Consider the following 23,378-nt stretch of genomic DNA (forward strand, 5'->3'; position numbering starts at 1 on the left):
CGCGGGACGGTGGTGCACAAGGTGCTCGAGGACCTCTTCGACCTCCCCGCCTGCGCACGGACCCCCGAGCGGGCTCAAGCCATGCTCGAGCCGGCATGGGACCGCTTCCTCGCCGAGGACCCCGAGCTCGCCGCGATGTTCCCGGCCGACGGCGAGGGTCCCGAGGTGGTGGAGTGGCTGACGTCCTGCCGCGCGGTGCTCGACCGCTACTTCACGCTGGAGGACCCCCGCCGCCTCGAGCCGGCCGAGCGCGAGCTGTACGTCGAGACGCTGCTGGAGTCGCGACTGCTCCTTCGCGGGTTCGTCGACCGCATCGACGTGGCGCCCGACGGTGCCATCCGGGTGGTCGACTACAAGACCGGCCGCTCGCCGGGCGAGATGTTCGAGGCCAAGGCGCTGTTCCAGATGAAGTTCTACGCCCTGGTCATCTGGCGCACCCGGGGCATCATCCCGGCGATGCTGCAGCTGGTCTACCTCGGCAACGGCGAGATGCTCCGCTACGTGCCGGACGAGCAGGACCTTCTCGCCACGGAGCGCAAGGTCGAGGCGATCTGGCAGGCGATCCGACGGGCCGAGGAGGCCGGTGACTGGCGCCCCAGCCCGGGCCGACTCTGCGACTGGTGTGCTCATCGCGCGATCTGCCCCGCCTGGGGAGGCACCCCTCCGCCGCTGCCCGCACGCGAGCCGTCGCCCGATCTCTCGATCGACGAGGCGGCCGACTGACACGCGCCGCGGGGACGTCGTTTGGTCACCAACCGCATGTGGGAGCGCTCCCCGTATGTCGTTGGTGACCAAACCGCGACCGGTCGGAGCGCCGGGTCAATGACGGGCGGGGCTCAGAGCCCGTTGCGCTCGGCCCAGAGGGCGGCCTGGGTGCGGTCGGCGACACCGATGCGAGCGAACGCGGAGGTGAGATGGGCCTTGACGGTGCGCTCGCTGATGTCGAGACGTCGGGCGATCTGCTTGTTGGCCAGACCCTCCCGCACCAGGGTCAGCACCTCGGTCTCCCGGGTGGTCAGCTGCACCTGGGGCGACCCGGCACGGTTGCCGAGGAGCGCGCGGGCGGCTTTCGGGTGGAGCGGGGACTCGCCGCGGCTGACGGCGCGGATGCCCTGGAGCACGTCCTCGGGGTCGGCGTCCTTGAGCAGATAACCGACCGCGCCGGCGTCCAGAGCGGCGATGATCCGCTCGCTGTCGGAGAACGACGTCAGCACCAGGACGTCGACACCGAGCCGCTCGGACATGATCGCCCGGGTCGCCGCCACGCCGTCGACCTGGGGCATCTGCAGGTCCATGAGCACCACGTCGGGCCGGAGCTCGCGGACGACGTCGAGCGCCTCCGCGCCGTTGGCCGCGGTGCCGACCACCTCGATGTCGTCGGTGCCGGCGAGCAGCTGCTCGAGGCCGGCCCGGATCACGGCGTGGTCGTCGACCAGCACGACCCGGATCGGGTCCGGGGGCGTCGCGGGAGTGGTCACTGGGCATCGACCTCCATGTGCACGATGGTCCCGTCGCCGGGAGCGGAGCGTACGTCGAGGGTGCCGCCGTGGTCGGCGACCAGGCTGCGGAGCCCGCGCAGACCGTAGCGGTCAGGATCGCGTACGGCGGCCGGGTCGAACCCCACTCCGTCGTCGACGACCTCGAGCGTGAGTCGGCCCTGGTCGCCGCGCACGGTGACCGCGAGCGTCGAGGCGCTCGAGTGGCGCAGCGCGTTGCGGACCGCCTCTTGCGCCACCCGCCAGACCAGGGCGGCGCGCTGGTCGGAGGCCGTCTCGACGCCGTCGACGCTCACCGACGCCTGCATCCCCGCAGCTCCGGCCGGGGCTGTGAGGTCGGCGAGCGCGGCGGCCAGGCCGTCAGCGCGCAGGTCCGGCGGGTGGATCTCGGCGAGCAGCGAACGCAGTGACTTCAGGCTCGAGCGAAGCGAGGAACCGGCACCCTCGAGGGTCTCACGCGCGTCCTCGGGTGTGTCCGGGTTGCGTGAGATGGCGCTGACGGCGAAGGCGGTCCCGGCCAGGTCCTGGACGACGCTGTCGTGCAGGTCGCGGGCGATCCGGCGCCGCTCGGCGTCGGAGGCCTCCATCGCAGATCGCAACAACCGCTCGCGCTCGGCCGCGCCCTTGCGCAGCTCGCGGGTGAGGCCCACCAGGATCGCGGTCGCGACCAGGATCAACAGCGCCAGTCCCCCTCCGCTGATCCAGCGGAACGAGGCGAAGATCTGCGCCTTGCGGCTGCTGAGCTCGTCGAGCGGGAAGTACGCCTCGAAGAGGACCGGCTGACCGGCCGCAGCCTGAGCCTTCGGGCTGGTGTCTCGCCCGGAGGTCGTCACGAAGCGTGTGTAGATGCGCAGCATGCCCTCGGTCCCGGCGGCTGCGAGGTCCTCGGGGCGCGCCGGGTCCGCGATCTCAGAGCCGACGCCGCCACGTTGCAAGATGGTGCGCTGGTTGTCATCGAGCTCGAGCTTGTTGCCGCGGTCCAGGTTGCGCAACAGCACGTCGAGCTGGCTGGAGTAGATGAGGCGACCACCCCGCGTCCAGACGTTGATCCGGAAGGGGCGATCGGTATTGAGCAGTCGCGCCTGCACCTCGCGATCGAAGTTCTCCAGCGGTCGCACGTAGCCGGTGACGTTGTCGGACTGCAGATGCACCAGCTCGGGCGGGAACTCAGGCGCGATCACCGACTGGGCGAGCAGCTGGGTGGTGCTGCGCGCCTCGGCGATCGCCTCGTCCGACGCAGCGCGAGCTGCGAGGCGGTTGGTGCCGAAGACGATCGCGGCGGCCGTCAGGAGACCGATGACGAGAAAGAGCGTCACGGGACTGCGGAGCACTCTCAAGCGTGGAACCTTCCCTGGGCTCCAGACAGGATAGAGCTCAATACGACAGCGAGGTGCGGCAGACTTCGCCGGTGCGCTGGTTCTCGGCTCGGAACACGATGTCGTCGGCGCCGTAGAAGTTGATCATGGTGCGGATGACCCGGAAGCTCAGGTCCTGCTCCTCGTCACCGCGCGCCCGACCATCGTCGGAGACCTCGCCGTTGTGCTTGAGCTTCCAGACCCAGACGTCGCTGTCGCTGCTCCACACCGTGCCGACGACCAGGAGGCGGGAGTCGTTGCCTTCGAGTGTCCCGACCTTGAGCTTGGCTCGGGTGGATGTACCAGCACCACAGGTGTCGCGATCCTTCTGGACGTCCGTTGCGTTCCCGCCATCACTCGCCAGCGCGATAGGAGCACTGACAAGGGCCGCTGCACCCAGCACGAGGCTGAGCACGATGGCGGGAACGCGTCGGACGAGCATGATGAACCTTTTCGGACCTATCCAGGTGGAACAGCTCCCCCCGAGATGTCCCTATCCTCCGATGCCGCGAGTGCGGCTCGCCATTGTCCGGTGGTACTAGGACCTTCCGGACCGATGACTAGTCACCGACTAGTCCCCCTGGGCACGGTCGCCGGGAGCGCCTCGCGACCAGACCGCCGCGAGGTCGAGACCCTCGAGCGTCGGCTCGAAGACCCGCCGCGGGCCCGGCAGGACGGGGACGTGGTTCTCGATGACCAGGACCAGGCACCCGGCGGCCTCCGCCGACTTCGCACCCGTGTTGGAGTCCTCGATCGCCAGGCAGTCCTCGGGGCGCAGGCCGAGTGCCGCGGCGGCGGTGAGGTACGGCTCGGGGTGCGGCTTGCCCTGCTCCACCCGGTCACCGGTCACCACGACGCGGAACGTCTCGGCAGGCAGGTGGGAGACGATCGGCGCGACGAAGCGCTCGTAGGACATCGTCACGAGCGCGCACGGGATGCCGGCGTCCCGGATGCGGCCGAGCAGCGCAACCGCCCCCGGTCGCCACGGCACGTCCCGCTCGACGCGGGCGACCACGCCGTCCAGGAGCTCCTCGACGATCTGTTCGGGACTCACGTCGATGCCCATGTGCTGGCGGATGTAGAGGCCCGACGAGATCAGGTCGTTGCCGACCAGGTTCATCGCGTCGGCGTCGCTCCAACGCCCGCCGTACCGCTCGGCGAGCTCGTACTCGGTCTCGATCCAGTAGGGCTCGGTGTCGACGAGGGTGCCGTCCATGTCCCAGAGGACCGCCGCAGGCATCACCCGGGGATCGTTTCACGCCTGCACGCGTCGCCGTACGGCGGTCCGCAGCCATGCCGACGCGAGCCCTCAGTCGTCGGTGAGCTCGGCCAGGAAGGCCTGCCCCCGCTCGCTCGTCGGGTGCTCCAGGACCTGCTCGGGGGTGCCCTCCTCGGCGATCCCGTGGTCGGCCATCAGCACGACCCGGTCGGCGGCGCGCCGGGCGAACCGCATCTCGTGGGTCACCGCCACCATGGTCATCCCGTCCTCAGCCAGGCCCCGCATCACGTGCAGCACCTCGCCCACCAGCTCCGGGTCCAGCGCCGAGGTGGGCTCGTCGAAGAGCATGACCTCGGGGTCCATCGCGAGCGCACGAGCGATGGCCACGCGCTGCTGCTGCCCGCCCGAGAGGCTGTCCGGGTAGGCCTGCGCCTTGTCGGGCAGCCCGACCCGCTCCAGCAGCCTCTCGGCGCGGTCCCGGGCCTCGTCCTTGGAGCGCCCGAGCACGTCGACCTGCGCCATCGTGAGGTTGTCGATCACCTTGAGGTGCGGGAAGAGATTGAAGGACTGGAAGACCATCCCGATCCTGCTGCGGATCCGGTTGAGGTCCTTCTCCCGGTAGGACATGTCCTGCCCGTTGAACCGGATGGTGCCGGAGTTGATGCGCTCGAGTCCGTTGATGCAGCGCAGCAGGGTGCTCTTGCCAGCACCGGAGGGTCCGATGAGCACCACGACCTCACCGCGGTGGACCTCGAGGTCGACCCCGTCGAGGACGACCGTGCGGCCGAACTTCTTGACGATGTCGCGCATCTCGATCAGCGGCTCGCTCTGGCGGCCGTCGGCCGACCCGGGCGTCTCGTCGTTCTTCATGGCGGTCACCTCCGGTGCGCACTGAGTCGGTGCTCGAGACGCCCCACCAAGAAGGTGAGCACGAGCACGATGGCCAGGTAGTAGAGCGAGACGATGAGGTACATCGTCAACGGTTCGTACGTCGAAGCCGCTTCGTTGCGCGCCGTCAGGAACAGCTCCTGCATGCCGATGAAGGCGACCAGCGAGGAGTCCTTGACCGCGATGATGAACTGGCTGCCCAGCACGGGCAGGATCGCCCGCAGGGCCAGCGGCGCCCGCACCCGCCGCAGCGTCTTGGTCCGCGACATGCCCAGCGAGCGCGACGCCTCATCCAGCCCTCGAGGCACGGACTGGAAGCCGGACCGGATGATCTCGGCGATGTAAGCGGCGTTGTGGATGCCCAACGCGATCGCGCCGGCCCAGAACTTGTCGAGGGTGATGATCTCGGCGATGCCGAAGTAGAGGACGAAGATCTGGGCGATCAGCGGCGTCCCACGGATCAGGCCGATGAACCCGGTCGCGATCCATCGCAGGACCGCGACCGAGCTCATGGACATCGCCGCCACCACCGACCCGAGCAGCATCGCGAAGACGAGGGCGACAGCGGTGAGCCGCAGCGTCACCCACGTCGCCTCGAGGAAGATCGGAGCTGTGTCGACGAGATAGTCGTAGAAGCTCATGGCGTCAGGAGATGTCCTGCCCGAACCACTTCTTGCTGATCTCGGCGTAGGTGCCGTCGTCCTTGATCGCGCCCAGCGCCTCGTTGAGCTGGTCTACGAGCACGCTGTTGCCCTCGTCGACGGCGAACGCCGGTTCCTCGGTGTACAGCGGGTCGCCGCAGACCCGGAGGTCCCGGTCGGCCTTCTCGATCTGGTAGAGCCCGACCAGCCGATCGGTCATCGCCCCGTCGAGGCGACCCGCCGCGACGTCCTGGAGCGCCGTGACGTCGGAGGTGAAGGTGACGACCTCGCCCGCCAGTCCCTCGTCCTCCAGATACGTCTGGTACGTCGTTCCGGAGGCGACGCCGACCTTGGGCGAGTCCATCTCGCGCGGGTCCTCACAGTCGCTGTCGTTCGCGACGAACATCGTGGCGCCCGAGCTGTAGTAGCCGTCGGTGAAGTCGACCGCCTTGTCGCGGTCCTCGGTGGGCGTCATCGACGCGATGAGCACGTCGTAGCGCTTGCTCTTCACGCCTTGGATCAGCGTGTCGAATGCGCCGGTCTCGGTCTTCAGGTCCAGGCCCAGCTCGTCGGCGATCGCGACCGCGATGTCGTAGTCGAACCCGGTGAGCTCATTGTCCTCGAAGTAGCTGAACGGCTGGAACTCGCCGCTCATCGCGACGACGAGCTCGCCGTCGTTGATCAGCCGCGGCGCGTCGGATGCCGTGGCGTCGCCCCCGCTGTCGCTGCCGCAGCCCGCGAGTGCCACCAGGGCCGCGGTCGCCAGCGCTGCGATGGCTCCGGCCCGTCGTCGGGCCGTCATCTTGCTCTGGGTGTTCCTCAACTTCGTCCTGCCTCCGTCCGGCTGTCCCGCGCTGGCGCGGGTCCGAGAGTCTCGCTTCGGTCAGGCGGACGACGGTATAGGGCCGAGGGGTGGGCGAGGCCCTGCACGGGCTCAGATGACCGCGATCGGGCGGCGCAGAGGGGGACGCGAAACGCAGAATCCCTTGCGGCACAAGGGATTCGGGCGCTTGCGACGACGCCGGCGATAGTTATGCGTTCGTTACCCGGCGTCGGTCGACGCGGCTACGACCCCGCTCAGTCGTCGGGGTCGTAGCCCAGGTTGGGCGAGAGCCAGCGCTCGGCCTCGGCCAGCGTCCAGCCCTTGCGCTCGGCGTACTCGGCCACCTGGTCGCGACCCACCCGGCCGACCACGAAGTACTGGGACTGCGGGTGGCTGAAGTACCACCCGGAGACGGCGGCGCCGGGCCACATGGCCATCCCCTCGGTGAGCTCGATGCCCGTCGCAGTGGTGACGTCGAGCAGCTCCCACAGCGTCCGCTTCTCGGTGTGCTCCGGGCACGCGGGGTAGCCCGGGGCGGGTCGGATGCCGGCGTACCGCTCGGCGATCAGGGCGTCGTTGTCGAGATCCTCGTCGGGGGCATGGCCCCAGAACTCGGTGCGCACCCGCTGGTGGAGACGCTCGGCGAACGCCTCGGCGAGCCGGTCGGCCAGCGCCTCGAGCATGATCGCGGAGTAGTCGTCGTGCTGCTCCTTGAACGCCATGATCCGGTCGAGCGCGCCGAGGCCGGCGGTCACCGCGAAGGCACCGACGTGGTCGGCCAACCCGCTGTCGCGCGGTGCGACGAAGTCGCCGAGCGAGCGGTTGGGTACGCCGTCGCGGTGCGCGCCCTGCTGACGCAGGTTGTGGAGCCGGGTGAGCACCTCGGTGCGCGAGTCGTCGGCGTAGACCTCGATGTCGTCACCCACGGCGTTGGCGGGGAAGAACCCGAACACGGCGTTGGCCGTCAGCCACTTCTCCTCGACGATCCGGTCGAGCATGGCCTGGGCGTCGTCGTAGAGACCGCGCGCGGTCTCCCCCGTGCCCGGGCTGTTGAGGATGTCGGGGAACTTGCCCTTGAGCTCCCAGGCATTGAAGAACGGCTGCCAGTCGATGTAGTCGCGCAGCTCCGCGAGGTCGTACTCGCGGAGCACGGTGATGCCTGGGACCCGCGGCGCCGGCGGTTCGTACGCCGACCAGTCGATCGGCGTGCGGTTGGCGCGGGCGGCCTCGAGCGACACCATCGGTCGCTCCTGCTTGGTGCCGTGCCGGGCGCGGAGCGCGTCGTAGTCGTCCTTGATCTCGGCCATCAGCTTCGGACGCTGCGCGGGGCTGAGCAGCGCGGCCAGGGTCGGCACCGAGCGCGACGCGTCCTTCACCCAGACGACGGGGCCGTCGTACTTGCCGTCGACCTTGACGGCTGTGTGGGCGCGCGAGGTCGTGGCGCCACCGATCATCAACGGGATCTCGAGGCCGCGTCGCTGCATCTCGGCGGCGACGTTGACCATCTCGTCCAGGGACGGCGTGATCAGGCCGGACAGGCCGACCGCGTCCGCGCCGATCTCGACGGCCGTGTCGAGGATCTTCTGGGCCGGGACCATCACGCCGAGGTCGATCACCTCGAAGTTGTTGCACTGCAGCACGACGCCGACGATGTTCTTGCCGATGTCGTGGACGTCGCCCTTGACCGTGGCCATGACGATCGTGCCGTTGGTCTCCTTGGCGGTGGCGTACTCGGGGTTGTCGACCTTCTCCTGCTCGATGAACGGGATGAGGTAGGCCACGGCCTTCTTCATCACGCGCGCAGACTTCACCACCTGGGGCAGGAACATCTTGCCGGCGCCGAAGAGGTCGCCGACGACGTTCATGCCGTCCATCAGCGGACCCTCGATCACCTCGATCGGGCGGCCGTTGCGCGCGGCGATCTCGAGGCGGAGCTCCTCGGTGTCCTGCTCGACGTAGCCGTCGAGACCCTTCACGAGCGCGTGCGTGATCCGCTCGCCCACGGGCAGGCTCCGCCACTCCTCGGCGGCGGCCTCGGCGGTCTCGCCGGCGACGTTGTGCGCCTCGGCGATCTCGAGCAGGCGTTCACCGGCATCGGGACGGCGGTTGAGCACGACGTCCTCGATGCGCTCGCGCAGCTCGGGCTCCACCTGGTCGTAGACCACGAGCGCGCCGGCGTTGACGATGCCCATGTCCAGACCCGCGCGGATCGCGTGGAAGAGGAACACCGCGTGGATCGCCTCGCGCACGGGGTTGTTGCCGCGGAAGGAGAAGCTGACGTTGGAGATGCCCCCTGACACCTTCGCGCCCGGCAGGTTCTGCTTGATCCAGCGGGTGGCCTCGATGAAGTCCAGGCCGTACGACGCGTGCTCCTCGATGCCGGTCGCGATCGCGAACACGTTCGGGTCGAAGATGATGTCCTCGGCCGGGAAGCCGACCTGGTCGACCAGGAGCCGGTAGGCCCGCTCGCAGATCGCCTTGCGGCGCTCGAGGTTGTCGGCCTGGCCGTCCTCGTCGAAGGCCATCACGACCGCGGCGGCGCCGTACTTGCGGCACAGGCGGGCCTGCTCGCGGAAGGCGTCCTCGCCCTCCTTCATCGAGATGGAGTTGACGATCGGCTTGCCCTGGATGTTCTTCAGGCCGGCCTCGATGACCTCCCACTTGGAGGAGTCGACCATCACCGGGACGCGACTGATGTCGGGCTCGCTGGCGATGAGCCGGGTGAAGCGGTCCATCGCCGCGACGCCGTCGATCATGCCCTCGTCCATGTTGACGTCGATGACCTGGGCGCCGTTGTCGACCTGCTGCGCGGCGACCGTGAGGGCGGTGTCGTAGTCGCCGTCCTTGATCAGCTTGCGGAACCGCGCCGAGCCCGTGATGTTGGTGCGCTCGCCGACGTTGACGAAGAGGCTGTCCTCGCGGACGGCGAACGGCTCGAGGCCCGAGAGCCGCAGGGCCGGCTCGACCTCGGGCAGCTCGCGAACGGGCTTGTCCGCGACCGCGCGGGCGATGGCGGCGACGTGGGCGGGCGTCGTCCCGCAGCAGCCGCCGACGAGGTTGACGAACCCGGCGGTGGCGAACTCCTCGATCACCGCGGCGGTCTCCTCCGCGGCCTCGTCGTACTCACCGAAGGCGTTGGGCAGCCCCGCGTTGGGGTAGCAGGAGACGAACGTGTCGGCGACCCGCGACATCTCGGCGATGTAGGGGCGCATCTCCTTGGCGCCGAGCGCGCAGTTGAGGCCCACGGCCAACGGTCGGGCGTGGCGCACGGAGTTCCAGAACGCCTCGGTGACCTGACCCGACAGGGTGCGTCCGGAGGCGTCGGTGATCGTCCCGGAGAGGATGACCGGCCACCGGCGGCCGTGCTCCTCGAACAGCGTCTCGACGGCGAAGATCGCGGCCTTGGCGTTGAGGGTGTCGAAGATCGTCTCGACGACGAGCAGGTCGGAGCCGCCGTCGACGAGGCCACGGGCGGCGTCGAGGTAGGCCGCCACGAGCTCGTCGTAGGTGACGTTGCGCGCGCCGGGGTCGTTGACGTCCGGGGAGATCGACGCAGTGCGGGTCGTCGGCCCGAGGGCGCCCGCGACGTAGCGCGGCCGCGCTGCCGTGGCGACCTGGTCGACCTCGCGTCGCGCCAGGAGGGCGGCCTCCCGGTTGAGCTCGTAGGCGAGCTCCTGGAGGCCGTAGTCGGCCAGGGAGACCGCGTTGGCGTTGAACGTGTTGGTCTCGATGATGTCCGCGCCGGCCTGGAGGTACTCGCGGTGGATGCCGGCGATGATCTCGGGCTGGGTGAGGGTCAGCAGGTCGTTGTTGCCGACGAGGTCGCTCGGCCAGTCCTTGAACCGCTCGCCCCGGTAGCCGGCCTCGTCGGGCCGGTCCCGCTGGATCGCCGTACCCATCGCGCCATCGAGCACCAGGATGCGTTCACCGAGCGCTCGGGTGAGCTCCTCGGTGAGATCGGGGCGCAGGCGCGGCGACAGTGACTGGGACGAAGACAACGCGGACTCCTCTCGACCACCGGCTGGTGGCGTGTTTCCAGCGTAGGAAGCGTGTCCACGGGTCGGACCGGACATCCAGATCGTGACACCGCGGCGCGGCCGGCCGGAAATCCTCGCGCCGGTCATGTCCGCATTAGGCTGGAGTGGTGATCGAGCTCGAGGACGTCCCGGACCTGGTGGACCCTGTCGTGATCGCCGCGTTCGAGGGCTGGAACGACGCCGCCGACGCCGCCTCCTCGGTGATCGACCACCTGATCCGCGTGTGGGGCGCTCGGATCGTGGGCGCCGTCGACCCGGAGGACTTCTACGACTTCCAGGTCAACCGACCCGTCGTCGGCACCGACGAGAACGGTCACCGCCGGCTCACCTGGCCGAGCACCCAGATCGCCGTCGCGTCTCCCCCGGACCTCGACCGCGACGTGATCTTGATCCGTGGGATCGAGCCGAACATGCGCTGGCGGCAGTTCTGCGCCGAGGTCCTCGCGGCCTGCGACGACCTCGGTGGCGAGCTCGTCGTCACGCTCGGCGCGCTGCTGGCCGACGCGCCCCACACCCGGCCGATCCCCGTGACCGGCACCGCCACCGAACCTGAGCTCGTCGACCGGCTCAAGCTCGAGCAGTCGACGTACGAAGGGCCCACCGGCATCGTCGGGGTGTTCCAGGACGCCTGCATGCGCGTCGACGTCCCCGCGGTGTCGTACTGGGCCGCCGTGCCGCACTACGTCGCCCAGCCGCCGTGCCCCAAGGCGACCCTGGCGCTGATCGGACAGCTGGAGGACCTGCTCGAGGTCAGCATCCCCCTCGGCGACCTGCCCGAGGACGCCCGCGCCTGGGAGCGGGGTGTCGACGAGCTGGCCGAGGAGGACGAGGACATCGCCGACTACGTCCGCTCGCTGGAGGAGACCCGCGACACCACCGACCTGCCCGAGGCCTCCGGCGAGGCCATCGCCCGCGAGTTCGAGCGTTACCTCAAGCGCCGCCAGGGCGACGACTGAGACGCGTCGGGCCCTGCCCCGCGCGGGGTCCGCGGGCCCGGGAGTGATGTCGTTTGGTCACCAACGACATGGCGGGAGCGCGGTCGCATGTCGTTGGTGACCAAACGACACTTCTCCTCGACGCGCGGGCGCGACAGCGAGGGCGGTACGTCGGCCCCGTTCAGCTGAGCCAGAGGGCCAGGCCGAGAGCGGCGTCGAGGGCGGAGAGCATCTGGGCGCCGGCGTCGGGGTCGCTGGTGTCGGCGAGCCCGTCGGTGCCCAGGGTGGCGGCGACCCACCGGTCGACCGCGGCCGTCGCGCGGGGCGCGTCCAGGTCGTCGGCGAGCGCCGCGAGCATCTCCTCGACGACCGGAGCGGCCGGGGCGCCGGCCCCGAGTGCGAGTGCCTTGCGCCACCGGGCGATGTCGTCGACGGCGGTCCAGAGCTGCTCGTCGGTCCACTCCCAGTCGGAGCGGAAGTGGTGGCGCATCAGCGCGAGGCGGATCGCCATCGGGTCGACGTCGCTGTTGCGCAGCGCGGAGACGAACACCAGGTTGCCGCGGGACTTCGACATCTTCTCGCCGTCGTAGCCGACCATGCCGGCATGGCTGTAGACCTGCGCGAACGCAGTGCCGGGGACAGCGACCTGTGCATGTCCCGCGCACATCTCGTGGTGGGGGAAGACCAGGTCGCTCCCGCCGCCCTGCACGTCGAAGGCGCCGCCGAGGTGACGCTGGGCGATGGCGGTGCACTCGACGTGCCAGCCGGGACGCCCCGGTCCCCACGGGCTCTCCCACGACGGCTCGCCGTCACGGCGACCACGCCAGACCACGCAGTCGAGCGGGTCCTTCTTGCCGGGGCGGTCGGGGTCGCCGCCGCGTTCGGGGTAGATCTCGAGCATCCGGTCGCGGTCCCAGCCGGACTCGTCGCCGAAGGCGGGGTCGGCGGTGACCGAGAAGTAGAGGTCGTCCTCGACCCGGTAGATCGACCCGGCCTCCTCGAGGCGCTGGATCAGCTCGATCACGAGCGGGATCGACTCCACGGCACCGACGTAGTGGTCGGGCGGCAGCACACGCAGCGCGGCCATGTCCTGGCGAAAGAGCTCGGTCTCGCGCTCGGCGAGCTCGACCCAGTCGACGCGCACCTTCTCGGCGCGCTCGAGGAGCGGGTCGTCCACGTCGGTGACGTTCTGCACGTAGGTCACGTCGTGCCCCGCGTTGCGCCAGGCGCGGTTGAGCAGGTCGAAGCCGACGTACGTCGCGGCGTGCCCCAGGTGGGTCGCGTCGTACGGCGTGATGCCGCAGACGTACAGGCGCGCGGGGCCGCTCGGCGTCGTGGTGACCGGGGTCCCGGACGCGGTGTCGTGCAGCGTCACCGGCGGTCCCTGCACCGTGAGGGTCGGGATCTCCGGGGAGGGCCAGGCTCGCATGCCGCGAAGCCTAGACGACCGTCCTCAGAACGGCGGCCACGGGATCGCCGGCCACTCGCCGTGCGGTGACGGCATGACTCCGCGCTCGGCGAAGCGCCGGCAGCGGCGGCGCAGCGCCTCGATCTCGGGGTCGCTGAGGTGGGGGGCGAGCACGTCGCCGAGCGCTCCCCCGGCCTCGTCCCCGATCCGCCGCACCGCAGTGAGCTCGTCGGCGCTGAGCTCCTCCCCCAGCCAGCCCCACAGCACCGTGCGCAGCTTGGGGTCGGTGTGGAAGGTGACGCCGTGGTCCACGCCGAACCGGTGACCGTCGGTCATCTCCAGCACGTGCCCACCCTTGCGGTCGGCGTTGTTGACCACGACGTCGAACACCGCCATCCGGCGCAGCGGAGCGGAGTCCTCGTGGATCAGGGAGATCGGCCGGTCGTGCCCGTCGAGACCGTCGAACACGTGCCGCCACCCGGGCGGGACCTCCCCCTCGGGCACGAGCGTGACCGCGACCTGCTCGTCGTCGGGCTCCTGCCAGCGCTGCACCATCCCCGGCCCGTGGGGGCCGTCGCGCAACCAGGTCTCGGGCACGACGTTCCAGCCGAACGCCTCGGACACGAGGTACGCCGCGCGCTCCCGGTCCGCGAGTGTCCCGTCCGGGAAGTCCCAGAGCGGACGCTCACCCGCCACCGGCTTGTAGACGACGCGGACGCCCTCGATCTCGCCGACGAACGTCGCGTTGGAGGCCGGCATCACCCGGCCGTGCAGCACCAGCTCGCCCTCGAGGAGGTCGGGGCCGGCGCCGTGACCCTGGCCGCCCGGGTCCGTCGTCACGGATCGCGGCGCCGGAAGCCGTTGGCGCGCACGCACAGGTGCCCGTCGGGGTCGATCGGGTTGCCGCAGAACGGGCAGCTCGGGCGCCCGGCCTCGAGCACCTGCTCAGCCCGCTTCACGAACGCGCGCGCCGGTCCGGCCGGGAGCCGCACGAGGAACACCTCGTCGGGCTCGGGCTCCTCGAAGTCCTCGTCGAGCTGGTCGGGGGTGATCACCGCCGCCTCGGTGTAGGGGAAGACCTCGATCACGACGCGCTCGTCGGTCGGGTCCCACGACAGCGTCATCGTGCCCGCGCGGAACTCCTCCTCGATCGGCTGCTCCAAGGGGTCGGAGTCCTCCAGGCCGAGCGGGGCCAGTGCCGGGATGACGGACTCGCCACCGACCTGGGTGGCCATCACCTCGTCGAGCAGCTCGTCGACCCGCTCGGCGAGCGCCTGCACCTGCTGCTTCTCCAGGGCGACGCTCACGAGGCGGTTCCCGGCGCGGGCCTGCAGGAAGAAGGTCCGCTGCCCGGGCGGGCCGACAGTGCCCGCGACGAACCGCTCCGGGGGATCGAATCCGTGGACGACTGGCATGCCCTCACCCTAGATGCCCAAGCCCAAGGGCTCGCACGCTGCGCGACGCTCAGCATCCACCCTGGCTGCGTTCCCAACCGTCGACAGACGACCCGGTATGACTTCGCGCCGGCGCCGGCGCCGGCGCCTGGCCAGCGCGGCGCTGAGCGCCGCTCGCTTGCACGACCCCGTGGACTTGGTCACCTAGGACGTGGCCGAAGGGCCGGCGCCCCCGCCGACCGCGGCGTCCACCGACCGCGACGTCCTCGAGCGCTTGCCCGGCCTGCTCGGCTTGGCGGGCGCGAGCCAGGACAGGTCGCCGGCGTGGGTGTTGGTCGCCAGGACGTACGGCCGGGTCCCGGTGTAGCGGATCACCGAGATCGACGCCGGGTCCACGTGCAGGCGCTGGAACAGGTCCAGGTGCATCCCCAGCGCGTCGGCGAGGACCGACTTGATGATGTCGCCGTGGCTGACGGCGACCCACACCGCGCCGGAGCCGTGCTCGGCCTCGAGGGCCGCGTCGTGGCGGCGTACGGCGGCGACGGCCCGCGCTTGCATGGCCGACATCGACTCCCCGTCGGGGAACACCGCCGCCGACGGCTGGGTCTGCACCAGCGACCAGAGCTTCTCCTTGGCCAGCTCCTTGAGGGCCCGCCCCTGCCAGGAGCCGTAGTCGCACTCGGTGATCCCGCGGTCGGTGGCGATCCGCGGCGCGTCCGGACGGGCCGCCGCGATGGCCCTGGCGGTCTGGCGGCACCGCTCGAGCGGGCTGCTGACGATGCCGGCGAGCGGGACCCCGGCGAGCCGCTCGCCTGCGCGGGCGGCCTGCGCCGTGCCGGTCTCGTCCAGGCGCACCCCGGGCGTCCGGCCGGCGAGTACGCCCGACGCGTTCGCCGTCGTCCGGCCGTGTCGGACCAGGATCACCGTTGCCATGTCGTGGACTGTAATCGGGCTACGGTGGCCAGGTGATCGTCGACTGTGCTCTCTACCGCGACGGCAAGCGGGCGGAGGACGGCACGCACTGGCGCGAGCTGCGGGCCAAGGCCGACCGCGACGGGGACTTCGTGTGGATCGGCATGCACGAGCCGTCGACCGACGAGATCCACCAGGTGGCCGAGGTGTTCGGCCTGCACTCCCTGGCGGTCGAGGACGCGGTGAAGGCCCATCAGCGGCCCAAGCTCGAGCGCTTCGAGGACAGCGTGTTCATGGTGCTCAAGACGCTCTGGTACGTCGACGAGGAGGACGCCGTCGAGACCGGCGAGATCGCGATCTTCGTCGGCGAGGACTTCGTCGTGACGGTCCGCCACGGGCGCGGCAACGAGCTGCACTCGGCCCGGGAGGAGCTGGAGACCAGCCGCCGGGTCCTCAGCCACGGACCCGGCGGAGTCCTCTACGCGGTGCTCGACCGGGTCGTGGACGAGTACCTCGACGTCGTCGACGAGCTGATCGTGGACGTCGACGAGATCGAGGCGTCGGTGTTCTCGGACGACCGCACCCATGACTCGGCCCGGATCTACGTGCTCAAGCGCGAGCTCGCCGAGGTACGCCGAGCGGTGCTGCCGCTGCGGGAGCCGCTGGCCCGGCTGGCGGGCGGCGACGTGCCGACGGTCTCCGACGAGTCGGCGCCGTTCTTCCGGGACGTCGCGGACCACCTGGCCCGGGCGGCGGAGACCGTGGACTCCCTCGACGCGCTGCTCTCGACCGCGTTCGACGCCTACCTGGCGCAGATCTCGGTCCGGCAGAACGACGACATGCGCAAGATCTCCGCGGGGGCGGCGCTCGTGGTGGTCCCCACGCTGATCGCCGGGATCTACGGCATGAACTTCCAGCACATGCCCGAGCTGGACTGGACCTATGGCTACCCGTTCGCGCTCGGCCTGATGGCGGCGGTCGCCGCTGGGCTGTGGGTGTTGTTCAAGAAGTCCGGCTGGCTCTAGGTCAGGCGGCGATGGTGCCGGTCGCGACCAGCACGAGCGTCGCGGCTCCCAGTGCCACCCGATAGAGGACGAACGGCGCGTAGGACCGGGTGGTCACGTAGCGCAGCAGCCACGCGATCGCGGCGTACCCGACCACGAACGACACGATCGTCGCCACGATCGTCGGCCCCCAGCCGTAGAGGTTGTCGCCGTCGGGGACGTCCTTGAGCTCGAAGAGGCCGGCGCCGATCACCGCCGGGATCGCCAGCAGGAACGCGTAGCGGGTCGCCGCCTCGCGCTCGTAGCCGAGCAGCCGGCCCATCGACAGCGTCGCCCCCGACCGGGAGACGCCCGGGATCAGCGCGGCGGCCTGCGCGAAGCCCATCAGGATGGCGTCGCGCAGCGAGATCTGCTTGATGGTCTTGTCGGTGCCACCGATCCGATCGGCGAGACCGAGGATCAGGCCGAGCACGATCAGCGTCGTGCCGATCAGCCACAGGCTGCGGAAGTCGCGCTCGATCACGTCCTTGAGCGCGATGCCGAGCACGACGATCGGGAGCGAGCCGGTGATGATGAACCAGCCCATCCGGGCGTCGAGGTGGCCGCGGTACTCCGGCCGGAACAGCGAGAGCACCCAGGCCTTGCCGATGCGCCAGATGTCATGGCGGAAGAACAGCAGCACGGCGAGCTCGGTGCCGATCTGGATCACCGCGGTGAAGGCCGCGCCGGGGTCGCCCCAGCCGAAGATCTCCGGGTAGATCCGCAGGTGCGCGCTGCTGGAGATCGGCAGGAACTCGGTCAGCCCCTGCATGAGGCCGAGCACGACGGCCTGGAGGAAGTCCACCACGGCCGGAACTCTACGGCGCCGCAACTCCTTGTCCGTCCGCTGGGCGTGCCGCTGCGGGTGCGCGTGGTGTCGCCTATTACCTTGTCGCCATGCAGCAGCGGCGCGTCGGTTCGACCGGCCTCACCGTGTCCCGGCTGGCTCTCGGGACGATGACCTGGGGCCGCGACACCGACGAGCACGAGGCTCGCGACCAGCTGACGGCGTACGTCGAGGCCGGCGGCACCCTGATCGACACCGCGGCGGGGTACGGAAACGGCGCCTCCGAGGAGCTGATCGGCAGCCTGCTCGGCGACGTCGTCGCGCGCGACGAGCTCGTGATCGCCACCAAGGCCGGCATCACCGCGCGACGCGGCGGCCGGGAGTACAACACGTCCCGAGGCCACCTGCTCGCCACGCTCGACGCCTCGCTGCGACGGCTCGGGGTCGACCACGTGGACCTGTGGCAGGTGCACATCTGGTCCGACGAGACGCCGCTCGAGGAGACGCTCGCCGCGCTCGACACCGCCGTGCAGAGCGGTCGGGTGTCGTACGTGGGGATCTCGAACTACTCCGGCTGGCAGACCGCTCAGGCCGCGACCTGGCAGCGCGCCGTCCCCGGGCGCACCCCGCTCGCGAGCACCCAGGTGGAGTACTCCCTGCTCAACCGGGCCGTCGAGCAGGAGGTGCTGCCCGCCGCCGCGGCACTCGGGCTCGGCGTGCTGCCGTGGTCGCCCCTGGGCCGCGGCGTGCTGACCGGCAAGTACCGCACCGGCACGCCGTCGGACTCGCGGGCGGCGTCGGCGCACTTCGCGAACTTCGTCAACCCCTACCTCGACGAGCGCGCGGCCGGCATCGTCGAGGCGGTGGCCCGCGCGGCTGACGGCCTGGGCTGGAGCGCGCTCGAGGTCGCCCTCACCTGGGTGCGCGACCGGCCCGGCGTGACGGCCCCCGTCGTGGGCGCGCGCACCGCCGCGCAGCTGCGCGGCGCGCTCGGCGTCGAGGAGCTGAGCCTGCCGGCCGAGATCACCGCTGCCTTGGACGACGTGTCCGCCGACTGACCCACGGAAGGAGCCGACGATGAGCAGTGTCCTGCGCCGACCCCTCACGCGCGGAGTGGAGTGGGAGTTCGACAAGGTGACGTTCTCGCGCGAGTTCTCCCGCAACGTCGTGACCAAGCTCCTCGTCGAGCGTGCCGAGCACGGAGGCTGGGAGCTCGACCGGGTGCGGATCACCGCCGACGGCACCCGTCGCGTCGTCCTGCGCCGCAAGATCATCCGCGCCGTCCGCACCGCCTGAGGCCGTCAGCGCGCCACGGGTGCGCACGGAGTTCTGCCGTTTGGTCACCAACGACATCTCCGAGCGGGGATCTCATGTCGTTGGTGACCAAACCGCAGCATTTCCGGGCGGCCGGTGGCCGCGGCCGGCCGGGACAGCGAGGGTGAGGGCATGAGCAGGCCGAGGATCGTCACACCCGTGACCCCCGAGCTGGTGCGAGGCGCCATCGAGCTCGAGGCCACCGAGCGCGGGGTGCGGCCGCACCGGCTGCCGGCGTGGGCGAGGACGCAGTGGCCGGACGAGCAGCTGGCGATGGCGGAGGCCCAGCCGTCGGGCGTGCGTCTAGCGTTCCGCACGACCGCCACGGCGATCGAGCTGGAGGTGCTCGCCACCAAGGTCACGTACGCCGGCCTCGCGGGGCCGCCGGACGGCGTCTACGACCTGGTCGTCCACGGCCGCCTCGTGGCCCGGTCGACGTCCACAGGGGGCCATCTCCTCACCATCGACCTCACCACCGGAGCGCACGACCTCCGGACGGGCGACGTGGGTGTGGTGGCCTTCGACGCGCTCCCGCCGGGCGCGAAGGACGTCGAGCTCTGGCTGCCCTACACCGAGGCCGTCGAGCTGCTGGCGCTGCGCACCGACGCCCCGGTCGAGGCCGCGCGATCGAGCAACAGACGGGTCTGGCTCCACCACGGCAGCTCGATCAGCCAGGGGTCGGCCGCAGCGGGTCCGTCGTCGACCTGGCCGGCGCTGGCCGCGGCTGCGGGCGGCGTCGACCTCGTGAACCTGGGGTTCGCCGGCAGCGCCCTGCTCGACCCCTTCGTCGCTCGGACGCTCCGCGATGCCGCCGCCGACCTGATCAGCCTCGAGATCGGCATCAACCTGGTCAACCACGACCTGGTGCGGCGGCGCGTCTTCGGCCCCGCGGTGCACGGCTGGCTCGACACGATCCGGGACGGGCACCCCGCCACACCGCTGCTGGTGGTCTCGCCCCTCTGCTGCCCGATCCACGAGCACACCCCCGGCCCCAGCGCCCCGGACCTCACCGGGGGCGGGCTCCGGTTCGTCGCACTCGGCGACCCCGCGGCAGCCGAGTCGGACCTGCTCACGCTGAGCTGGATCCGCGCGGAGCTCGCGAGCATCGTCCGCGAGCGCGCGACGACCGACCCTCACCTGCACCACCTCGACGGGCTCGAGCTGTACGGCGCGGGCGACCACGACGTGCACCCGCTCCCCGACCAGCTCCACCCCGACGCCGAGACCCATCGCCTCGTCGCCGAGCGGTTCGCCGCGCGCGCGTTCGCGGCCGGCGGACCCTTCGACGCCTGATCAGGCCTGATCAGGCCTGGTCGAGGAAGCGGTCGAAGACCCGCGCGCCGAACTCCAGCGCGTCGACCGGGACCCGCTCGTCGACACCGTGGAACAGTGCCGTGAAGTCGAGGTCGTCGGGCAGCCGCAGCGGCACGAATCCGTAGGAGCGCAACCCGAGCCGACGGAAGTGCTTGGCGTCGGTGCCGGCGCTCATCAGGTACGGCGCCACCAGGGCGTCCTCGTCCTCGGCCAGGATCGCGCGGGTCATCGCGTCGACGAGGTCACCGTCGTACGGCGTCTCCCAGGGCTGCTGGTGGCTGACGTGCTCGATGTTCACGCCCTCGCCCGCGAGCCCGGCCAGCGTCGCGAAGAACTCGTCCTCGTAGCCCGGGAGGAACCGGCCGTCGACGTGGGCGGTCGCCTCGGAGGGGATGACGTTCACCTTGTAGCCGGCGTCGAGCATCGTGGGGTTGGCGGTGTTGCGGATCACCGCCCCGAGCATCCGGGCCGCGCCACCGAACTCCTCGATCAGCGCAGGAGCGTTGTCCGGCGTGGCCTCGGTGCCGGCCAGCTCGCCGACGGCCGCCAGCAGCGTGCGCATCGTCGGCGTCAGCCGCACCGGCCACTCGTGCGCCCCGATGCGCGCCACGGCCGCCGCGAGCCGGGTCACCGCGTTGTCGGTGCTGATCATCGACCCGTGCCCTGCGGTGCCGCGCGAGGTGAGGCGCATCCACGCCATCCCCTTCTCGGCCGCCTCGATCAGATACACCCGCCGTCCCCGCACCGTCGCGCTGAACCCGCCGACCTCGCCGAGCGCCTCCGTGCAGCCCTCGAGCTCCTCGGCGTGCTCGTCGACCAGCACCTGCGCGCCGCGGTGCCCTCCGGCCTCCTCGTCGGCGGTGAAGCACAGCGTGATCGGCCGCTCGGGGACCCGGCCGGCGCGCTGGCGGGCCCGGACGACCGACAGCAGCATCGCGTCGAAGTCCTTCATGTCCACCGCGCCGCGGCCCCAGACGTAGCCGTCCTGCACCTCGCCGGCGAAGGGGTCGACCTGCCAGTCCTCGGCCGCGGCCGGTACGACGTCGAGGTGGCCGTGCAGCAGCAGCCCACCCCGGTCGTCCGCGGATCCGCCCCACCGCGCCAGCACGGACGTGCGGCCCGGCTCGGACTCCACCAGGCGCGACTCGATACCCACCTCGTCGAGGAGCGCCGCGACGTACTCGGCGGCCTTGCGCTCCCCCGGTCCCTCCTGGTCCCCGTAGTTGGAGGTGTCGATCCGGATCAGCTCACGGCACAGCTCGACCACCTCGGCAGCCGGGTCCAGAGCCGGGTCCGGAGCAGGCTCCACGGTGGGGTCCAGGGCGGGGTCCGTCATGGCCCCAGCATGTCACCGCCGCAGGGCGGGTGCCGATGCGGAACTTCGCTCGACCCTTTGCTAGTGTTCCACCCGCACTCGTCCGGGTGGCGGAATTGGCAGACGCGCTAGCTTGAGGTGCTAGTGCCCGTATAGGGCGTGGGGGTTCAAGTCCCCCCTCGGACACCGACGAGGATCCCGTCCCAGCGTGCTGGGGCGGGATCTTCTGCGTTTCGCAGGCCATGGCGTCATCGCCCTCGTCGCCTCAGGCTCCTCGCTCGGCTGCCGAAGGAGACCGTGAGTCCCCGAACGAGGAATGAAGGTCATGCCCCGCTCCCGCACCGACCGCCGCGCCGCGGCACTCGGCGCCTCCACGCTGTGCGGCGCCCTGCTCACCGCGGGCCTGGTCGCCCCCGTCGTCGCAGCCTCGACACCCGCCGACCCCGGTGCCGTCGGCGGTGCCGTGAGCGCCGGGCACGCGGAGTCGGTCGTGGTGGCCGACGAGATGCGCACCCGACGCCGCTACGCGATCGCGGCGACGGCACCCGACACGGCCGCGACCGGCACCACGTTCGACGTGGCCGGTACGGCGACCACCGCGACCCGCCGCGGCCGCGTGGCGCGGCCGGTGGTGCTCAGCGAGCGGGTGGGGCGCTCCTGGGTCCTGGTGCAGCGCACCCGGACGTCGCCGTACGGCGAGTTCGGCTTCACCGTCTCCGCCGGCGACCAGGCCCGGGCCCGCGTGCTGCGGGTGGATGCGCCCGGCTACCGCGGACTGCGTCCCGCACGCACCTCGCCGCTGACCGTCACCGTCGTCGCGCCGACCCCCGACCCCACGCCGGACCCCACGCCCGACCCCACGCCGGGCCCTTCGCCGACCGAGCCGCCTCCGCCCGTCGACCAGACCCCGGGTTACGACGACCCCGAGCTGCTGCCCGCCGGGTATGTCGGCCTCGGATCCGCCTCCGACTGGACCTACCTCTTCACCGGCGGCGGGCGCTGGAACCCCTGCCAGGTGATCCGGTGGGCGTACAACCCCGCGGCTGAGGGCTACCCAGCGCTAGCCGACATGCAGCAGGCGATGGCCAAGATCGCCGGCGCGTCGGGTCTGCGGTTCTCCTACGTCGGCTCGACCACGTGGCGCTATCTCGGCGACATCAAGGACGCGGCGTTCCCCGAGGACCGCGCGGACATCGTGATCGGCTGGGCCGACGCCGGCGAGCTGCCCGGCTTGGCCGGCAACGTCGTCGGCATCGGCGGCGGGTCGGGCTGGACCGCGAACTGGGGTGACGTCCGGGTCCGCATCACGCGGGGCTTCCTGGTCCTCGACAACGGCCATGTCCTGCCCGGTGGCTTCGACCGGTCCGGGTGGGGACAGATCAGCCTCCACGAGATCCTGCACGCCCTCGGCCTCGGGCACGCGTCGGAATCCGTGCAGGTCATGTACGGCACGGCCCACAGCGGCAACATCCGCTTCGGGGCCGGCGACCTCACCGGCATGCAGCGCGTCGGCGCTTCCGCGGGCTGCCTGTCGTAGCCCCTGACGCTGGACCCTGACGCTCCTACGGATCGTCAGGCCGGGGCGTACATCGTGTCGATGAGGTCACGGTACGTCGTCTCGACGATCTTGCGCCGGACCTTCATGCTCGGCGTGAGCTCGCCGTTCTCCACGGAGAGGTCATGGTCGAGGATGCGGAACTTCTTGATCGTCTCCCACCGGTTCAGCCGACCGTTCAGCTCCTCGATGCAGGCCGCGACATAGCGCTCCACCTCCGCGCTCGCCGCGAGCGACGCGTAGTCGTCGGCCGGCAGGCCCTCCGCGCGGCCCCACTGCTGCAGGGCCTCCGGGTCGAGGGTGATCAGCGCCGTGGCGAAGCTGCGGCCGTCGGCGTGCACGATCATCTGGCTGGCGAGCGGACAGACGGCCTTGAAGATGATCTCGATGGCCTGGGGCGCGATGTACTTGCCGCCCGAGGTCTTGATGAGGTCCTTCTTGCGATCGGTGATCCGCAGGCGGCCGGACGCGTCGATCTCGCCGACGTCGCCGGTGGCGAACCAGCCGTCGTCGCTGAGCACCTCGGCGGTCGCCTCCGGCAGGTGGTGGTAGCCGCGCATGACGCCGGGGCCGCGCACGAAGATCTCGCCGTCGACACCGATCCGGACCTCAGTGCCCTCGAGCGGCCGACCGACGTAGCCGAACACCGGGTCGTCCGGGAGCACCATGCACGTCCCGGCACTGGTCTCGGTCAGTCCGTAGCCCTCGAGCACGAGGAGACCCGCCGCATGGAACCACTGGGCGACGTCGGGCGACAGCGCGGCGCTCCCGGACACCAGGAAGCGGATCCGCCCTCCGAGCCGGTCGCGGATCTTGCGCAGCACCAGCCGGTCGGCCAGCGCGTGCTGGACCCGAAGGGCACGGGAGGGCCGCACACCCTCGAGGCGCTCGCGGGCCGCCCGGTCGCCGACGCCGAACGCCCACCCGAAGAGCGCGGCCTTG

At 71.0% G+C, this 23,378-nt stretch carries 22 protein-coding genes and 1 tRNA gene; 8 read left to right on the plus strand and 15 right to left on the minus strand.

All coding sequences use genetic code 11. From position 1 onward, the window contains the following. Positions 1–723, plus strand: a 723-nt coding sequence (locus Q0L15_RS18590) for a PD-(D/E)XK nuclease family protein (RefSeq protein WP_296605957.1), incomplete at its 5' end; no start/stop codon positions are given. 113 nt (positions 724–836) lie between these two features. Here Q0L15_RS18590 and Q0L15_RS18595 read toward each other — a convergent pair. From Q0L15_RS18595 to metH, 8 genes are all read right to left on the minus strand, one after another. Continuing rightward, entirely contained in the window at positions 837–1,478 is a 642-nt protein-coding gene (locus Q0L15_RS18595) for a response regulator transcription factor (protein WP_296605958.1), read from the minus strand. Next, positions 1,475–2,812, minus strand: coding sequence for a histidine kinase (locus Q0L15_RS18600; protein ID WP_296605960.1), 1,338 nt, complete (start codon positions 2,810–2,812; stop codon positions 1,475–1,477). The genes Q0L15_RS18595 and Q0L15_RS18600 overlap by 4 nt, the downstream gene beginning before the upstream one ends. A 58-nt stretch (positions 2,813–2,870) precedes the next feature. After that, a complete protein-coding gene (locus tag Q0L15_RS18605; RefSeq protein ID WP_296605961.1) occupies positions 2,871–3,293 on the minus strand; it encodes a hypothetical protein in 423 nt (140 codons plus the stop codon). Between the two features lie 129 nt (positions 3,294–3,422). Beyond that, complete coding sequence (locus tag Q0L15_RS18610) at positions 3,423–4,091, minus strand: HAD family phosphatase (protein ID WP_296605963.1); 669 nt, start codon at positions 4,089–4,091, stop codon at positions 3,423–3,425. Between the two features lie 69 nt (positions 4,092–4,160). Further along, positions 4,161–4,940 carry an amino acid ABC transporter ATP-binding protein gene (locus Q0L15_RS18615; protein ID WP_296605965.1) on the minus strand — a complete coding sequence of 260 codons (780 nt, stop codon included), beginning with the start codon at positions 4,938–4,940 and terminating at the stop codon, positions 4,161–4,163. A gap of 5 nt (positions 4,941–4,945) precedes the next feature. Continuing rightward, a complete protein-coding gene (locus Q0L15_RS18620) occupies positions 4,946–5,599 on the minus strand; it encodes an amino acid ABC transporter permease (protein ID WP_296605966.1) in 654 nt (217 codons plus the stop codon). Between the two features lie 4 nt (positions 5,600–5,603). Continuing rightward, positions 5,604–6,422 carry a transporter substrate-binding domain-containing protein gene (locus tag Q0L15_RS18625; RefSeq protein WP_296605968.1) on the minus strand — a complete coding sequence of 273 codons (819 nt, stop codon included), beginning with the start codon at positions 6,420–6,422 and terminating at the stop codon, positions 5,604–5,606. A gap of 254 nt (positions 6,423–6,676) precedes the next feature. Beyond that, positions 6,677–10,390, minus strand: a complete 3,714-nt coding sequence (metH, locus tag Q0L15_RS18630; RefSeq protein WP_366939605.1) for a methionine synthase — start codon at positions 10,388–10,390, stop codon at positions 6,677–6,679. A 176-nt stretch (positions 10,391–10,566) separates the two neighbouring features. Between metH and Q0L15_RS18635 the strand changes: the two genes are divergently transcribed. Next, positions 10,567–11,415, plus strand: coding sequence for a PAC2 family protein (locus tag Q0L15_RS18635; RefSeq protein WP_296605971.1), 849 nt, complete (start codon positions 10,567–10,569; stop codon positions 11,413–11,415). A gap of 160 nt (positions 11,416–11,575) precedes the next feature. Here Q0L15_RS18635 and mshC read toward each other — a convergent pair whose 3' ends face one another. The 4 genes from mshC to Q0L15_RS18655 all read right to left on the minus strand — a co-directional run bounded on the left by mshC (position 11,576) and on the right by Q0L15_RS18655 (position 15,129). Then, the gene (gene mshC, locus Q0L15_RS18640; RefSeq protein ID WP_296605973.1) at positions 11,576–12,823 is read right to left on the minus strand and encodes a cysteine--1-D-myo-inosityl 2-amino-2-deoxy-alpha-D-glucopyranoside ligase; all 1,248 of its coding nucleotides are present in this window, start codon (positions 12,821–12,823) and stop codon (positions 11,576–11,578) included. A 24-nt stretch (positions 12,824–12,847) separates the two neighbouring features. Next, on the minus strand, positions 12,848–13,642 hold the full coding sequence (locus tag Q0L15_RS18645; RefSeq protein ID WP_296605974.1) for an SCO1664 family protein: 795 nt from the start codon (positions 13,640–13,642) through the stop codon (positions 12,848–12,850). After that, positions 13,639–14,217 carry a DUF3090 domain-containing protein gene (locus Q0L15_RS18650; protein WP_296605976.1) on the minus strand — a complete coding sequence of 193 codons (579 nt, stop codon included), beginning with the start codon at positions 14,215–14,217 and terminating at the stop codon, positions 13,639–13,641. The genes Q0L15_RS18645 and Q0L15_RS18650 overlap by 4 nt, the downstream gene beginning before the upstream one ends. A 183-nt stretch (positions 14,218–14,400) precedes the next feature. Continuing rightward, on the minus strand, positions 14,401–15,129 hold the full coding sequence (locus Q0L15_RS18655) for a histidine phosphatase family protein (protein ID WP_296605978.1): 729 nt from the start codon (positions 15,127–15,129) through the stop codon (positions 14,401–14,403). A 32-nt stretch (positions 15,130–15,161) separates the two neighbouring features. Between Q0L15_RS18655 and corA the strand changes: the two genes are divergently transcribed. Next, entirely contained in the window at positions 15,162–16,133 is a 972-nt protein-coding gene (gene corA, locus Q0L15_RS18660) for a magnesium/cobalt transporter CorA (protein WP_296605979.1), read from the plus strand. A 1-nt stretch (position 16,134) separates the two neighbouring features. Here corA and Q0L15_RS18665 read toward each other — a convergent pair whose 3' ends face one another. Continuing rightward, entirely contained in the window at positions 16,135–16,959 is an 825-nt protein-coding gene (locus Q0L15_RS18665) for an undecaprenyl-diphosphate phosphatase (protein ID WP_296605981.1), read from the minus strand. Positions 16,960–17,048: 89 nt separating this feature from the next. Here Q0L15_RS18665 and Q0L15_RS18670 point away from each other — a divergent pair, with 89 nt between their 5' ends. The 3 genes from Q0L15_RS18670 to Q0L15_RS18680 all read left to right on the plus strand — a co-directional run bounded on the left by Q0L15_RS18670 (position 17,049) and on the right by Q0L15_RS18680 (position 19,545). Then, a complete protein-coding gene (locus tag Q0L15_RS18670; RefSeq protein ID WP_296605982.1) occupies positions 17,049–17,996 on the plus strand; it encodes an aldo/keto reductase in 948 nt (315 codons plus the stop codon). Positions 17,997–18,015: 19 nt separating this feature from the next. Beyond that, positions 18,016–18,234 (plus strand): DUF5703 family protein, encoded by a 219-nt coding sequence (locus Q0L15_RS18675; RefSeq protein ID WP_296605984.1) that lies wholly within the window; start codon positions 18,016–18,018, stop codon positions 18,232–18,234. A 150-nt stretch (positions 18,235–18,384) separates the two neighbouring features. Continuing rightward, positions 18,385–19,545, plus strand: a complete 1,161-nt coding sequence (locus Q0L15_RS18680; protein WP_296605985.1) for an SGNH/GDSL hydrolase family protein — start codon at positions 18,385–18,387, stop codon at positions 19,543–19,545. A 10-nt stretch (positions 19,546–19,555) separates the two neighbouring features. Here the strand turns inward: Q0L15_RS18680 and Q0L15_RS18685 are convergent, their stop codons facing one another. Further along, positions 19,556–20,902: a M20/M25/M40 family metallo-hydrolase gene (locus tag Q0L15_RS18685; RefSeq protein ID WP_296605987.1), complete on the minus strand. Its 1,347-nt coding sequence runs from the start codon at positions 20,900–20,902 to the stop codon at positions 19,556–19,558. A gap of 80 nt (positions 20,903–20,982) precedes the next feature. Here Q0L15_RS18685 and Q0L15_RS18690 point away from each other — a divergent pair. After that, positions 20,983–21,067 (plus strand) — tRNA-Leu (locus Q0L15_RS18690). Between the two features lie 139 nt (positions 21,068–21,206). After that, on the plus strand, positions 21,207–22,418 hold the full coding sequence (locus tag Q0L15_RS18695) for a hypothetical protein (protein ID WP_296605989.1): 1,212 nt from the start codon (positions 21,207–21,209) through the stop codon (positions 22,416–22,418). Between the two features lie 35 nt (positions 22,419–22,453). Here the strand turns inward: Q0L15_RS18695 and Q0L15_RS18700 are convergent. Next, a partial coding sequence (locus tag Q0L15_RS18700) for an AMP-binding protein (RefSeq protein ID WP_296605992.1) occupies positions 22,454–23,378 on the minus strand: 925 nt, incomplete at its 5' end.

This window comes from Nocardioides sp., assembly GCF_024509035.1.
Classification (GTDB): Bacteria; Actinomycetota; Actinomycetes; order Propionibacteriales; family Nocardioidaceae; genus Nocardioides.

Coding starts and splice junctions, on each gene's coding strand:
- Q0L15_RS18605 (WP_296605961.1), bottom strand. CDS start 3,293: ATGCTCGTCCGACGCGTTCCCGCCATCGTGCTCAGCCTCGTGCTGGGT.
- Q0L15_RS18610 (WP_296605963.1), bottom strand. CDS start 4,091: ATGCCTGCGGCGGTCCTCTGGGACATGGACGGCACCCTCGTCGACACC.
- Q0L15_RS18615 (WP_296605965.1), bottom strand. CDS start 4,940: ATGAAGAACGACGAGACGCCCGGGTCGGCCGACGGCCGCCAGAGCGAG.
- Q0L15_RS18620 (WP_296605966.1), bottom strand. CDS start 5,599: ATGAGCTTCTACGACTATCTCGTCGACACAGCTCCGATCTTCCTCGAG.
- mshC (WP_296605973.1), bottom strand. CDS start 12,823: ATGCGAGCCTGGCCCTCCCCGGAGATCCCGACCCTCACGGTGCAGGGA.
- Q0L15_RS18650 (WP_296605976.1), bottom strand. CDS start 14,217: ATGCCAGTCGTCCACGGATTCGATCCCCCGGAGCGGTTCGTCGCGGGC.
- Q0L15_RS18655 (WP_296605978.1), bottom strand. CDS start 15,129: ATGGCAACGGTGATCCTGGTCCGACACGGCCGGACGACGGCGAACGCG.
- Q0L15_RS18670 (WP_296605982.1), top strand. CDS start 17,049: ATGCAGCAGCGGCGCGTCGGTTCGACCGGCCTCACCGTGTCCCGGCTG.
- Q0L15_RS18675 (WP_296605984.1), top strand. CDS start 18,016: ATGAGCAGTGTCCTGCGCCGACCCCTCACGCGCGGAGTGGAGTGGGAG.
- Q0L15_RS18680 (WP_296605985.1), top strand. CDS start 18,385: ATGAGCAGGCCGAGGATCGTCACACCCGTGACCCCCGAGCTGGTGCGA.
- Q0L15_RS18685 (WP_296605987.1), bottom strand. CDS start 20,902: ATGACGGACCCCGCCCTGGACCCCACCGTGGAGCCTGCTCCGGACCCG.
- Q0L15_RS18695 (WP_296605989.1), top strand. CDS start 21,207: ATGCCCCGCTCCCGCACCGACCGCCGCGCCGCGGCACTCGGCGCCTCC.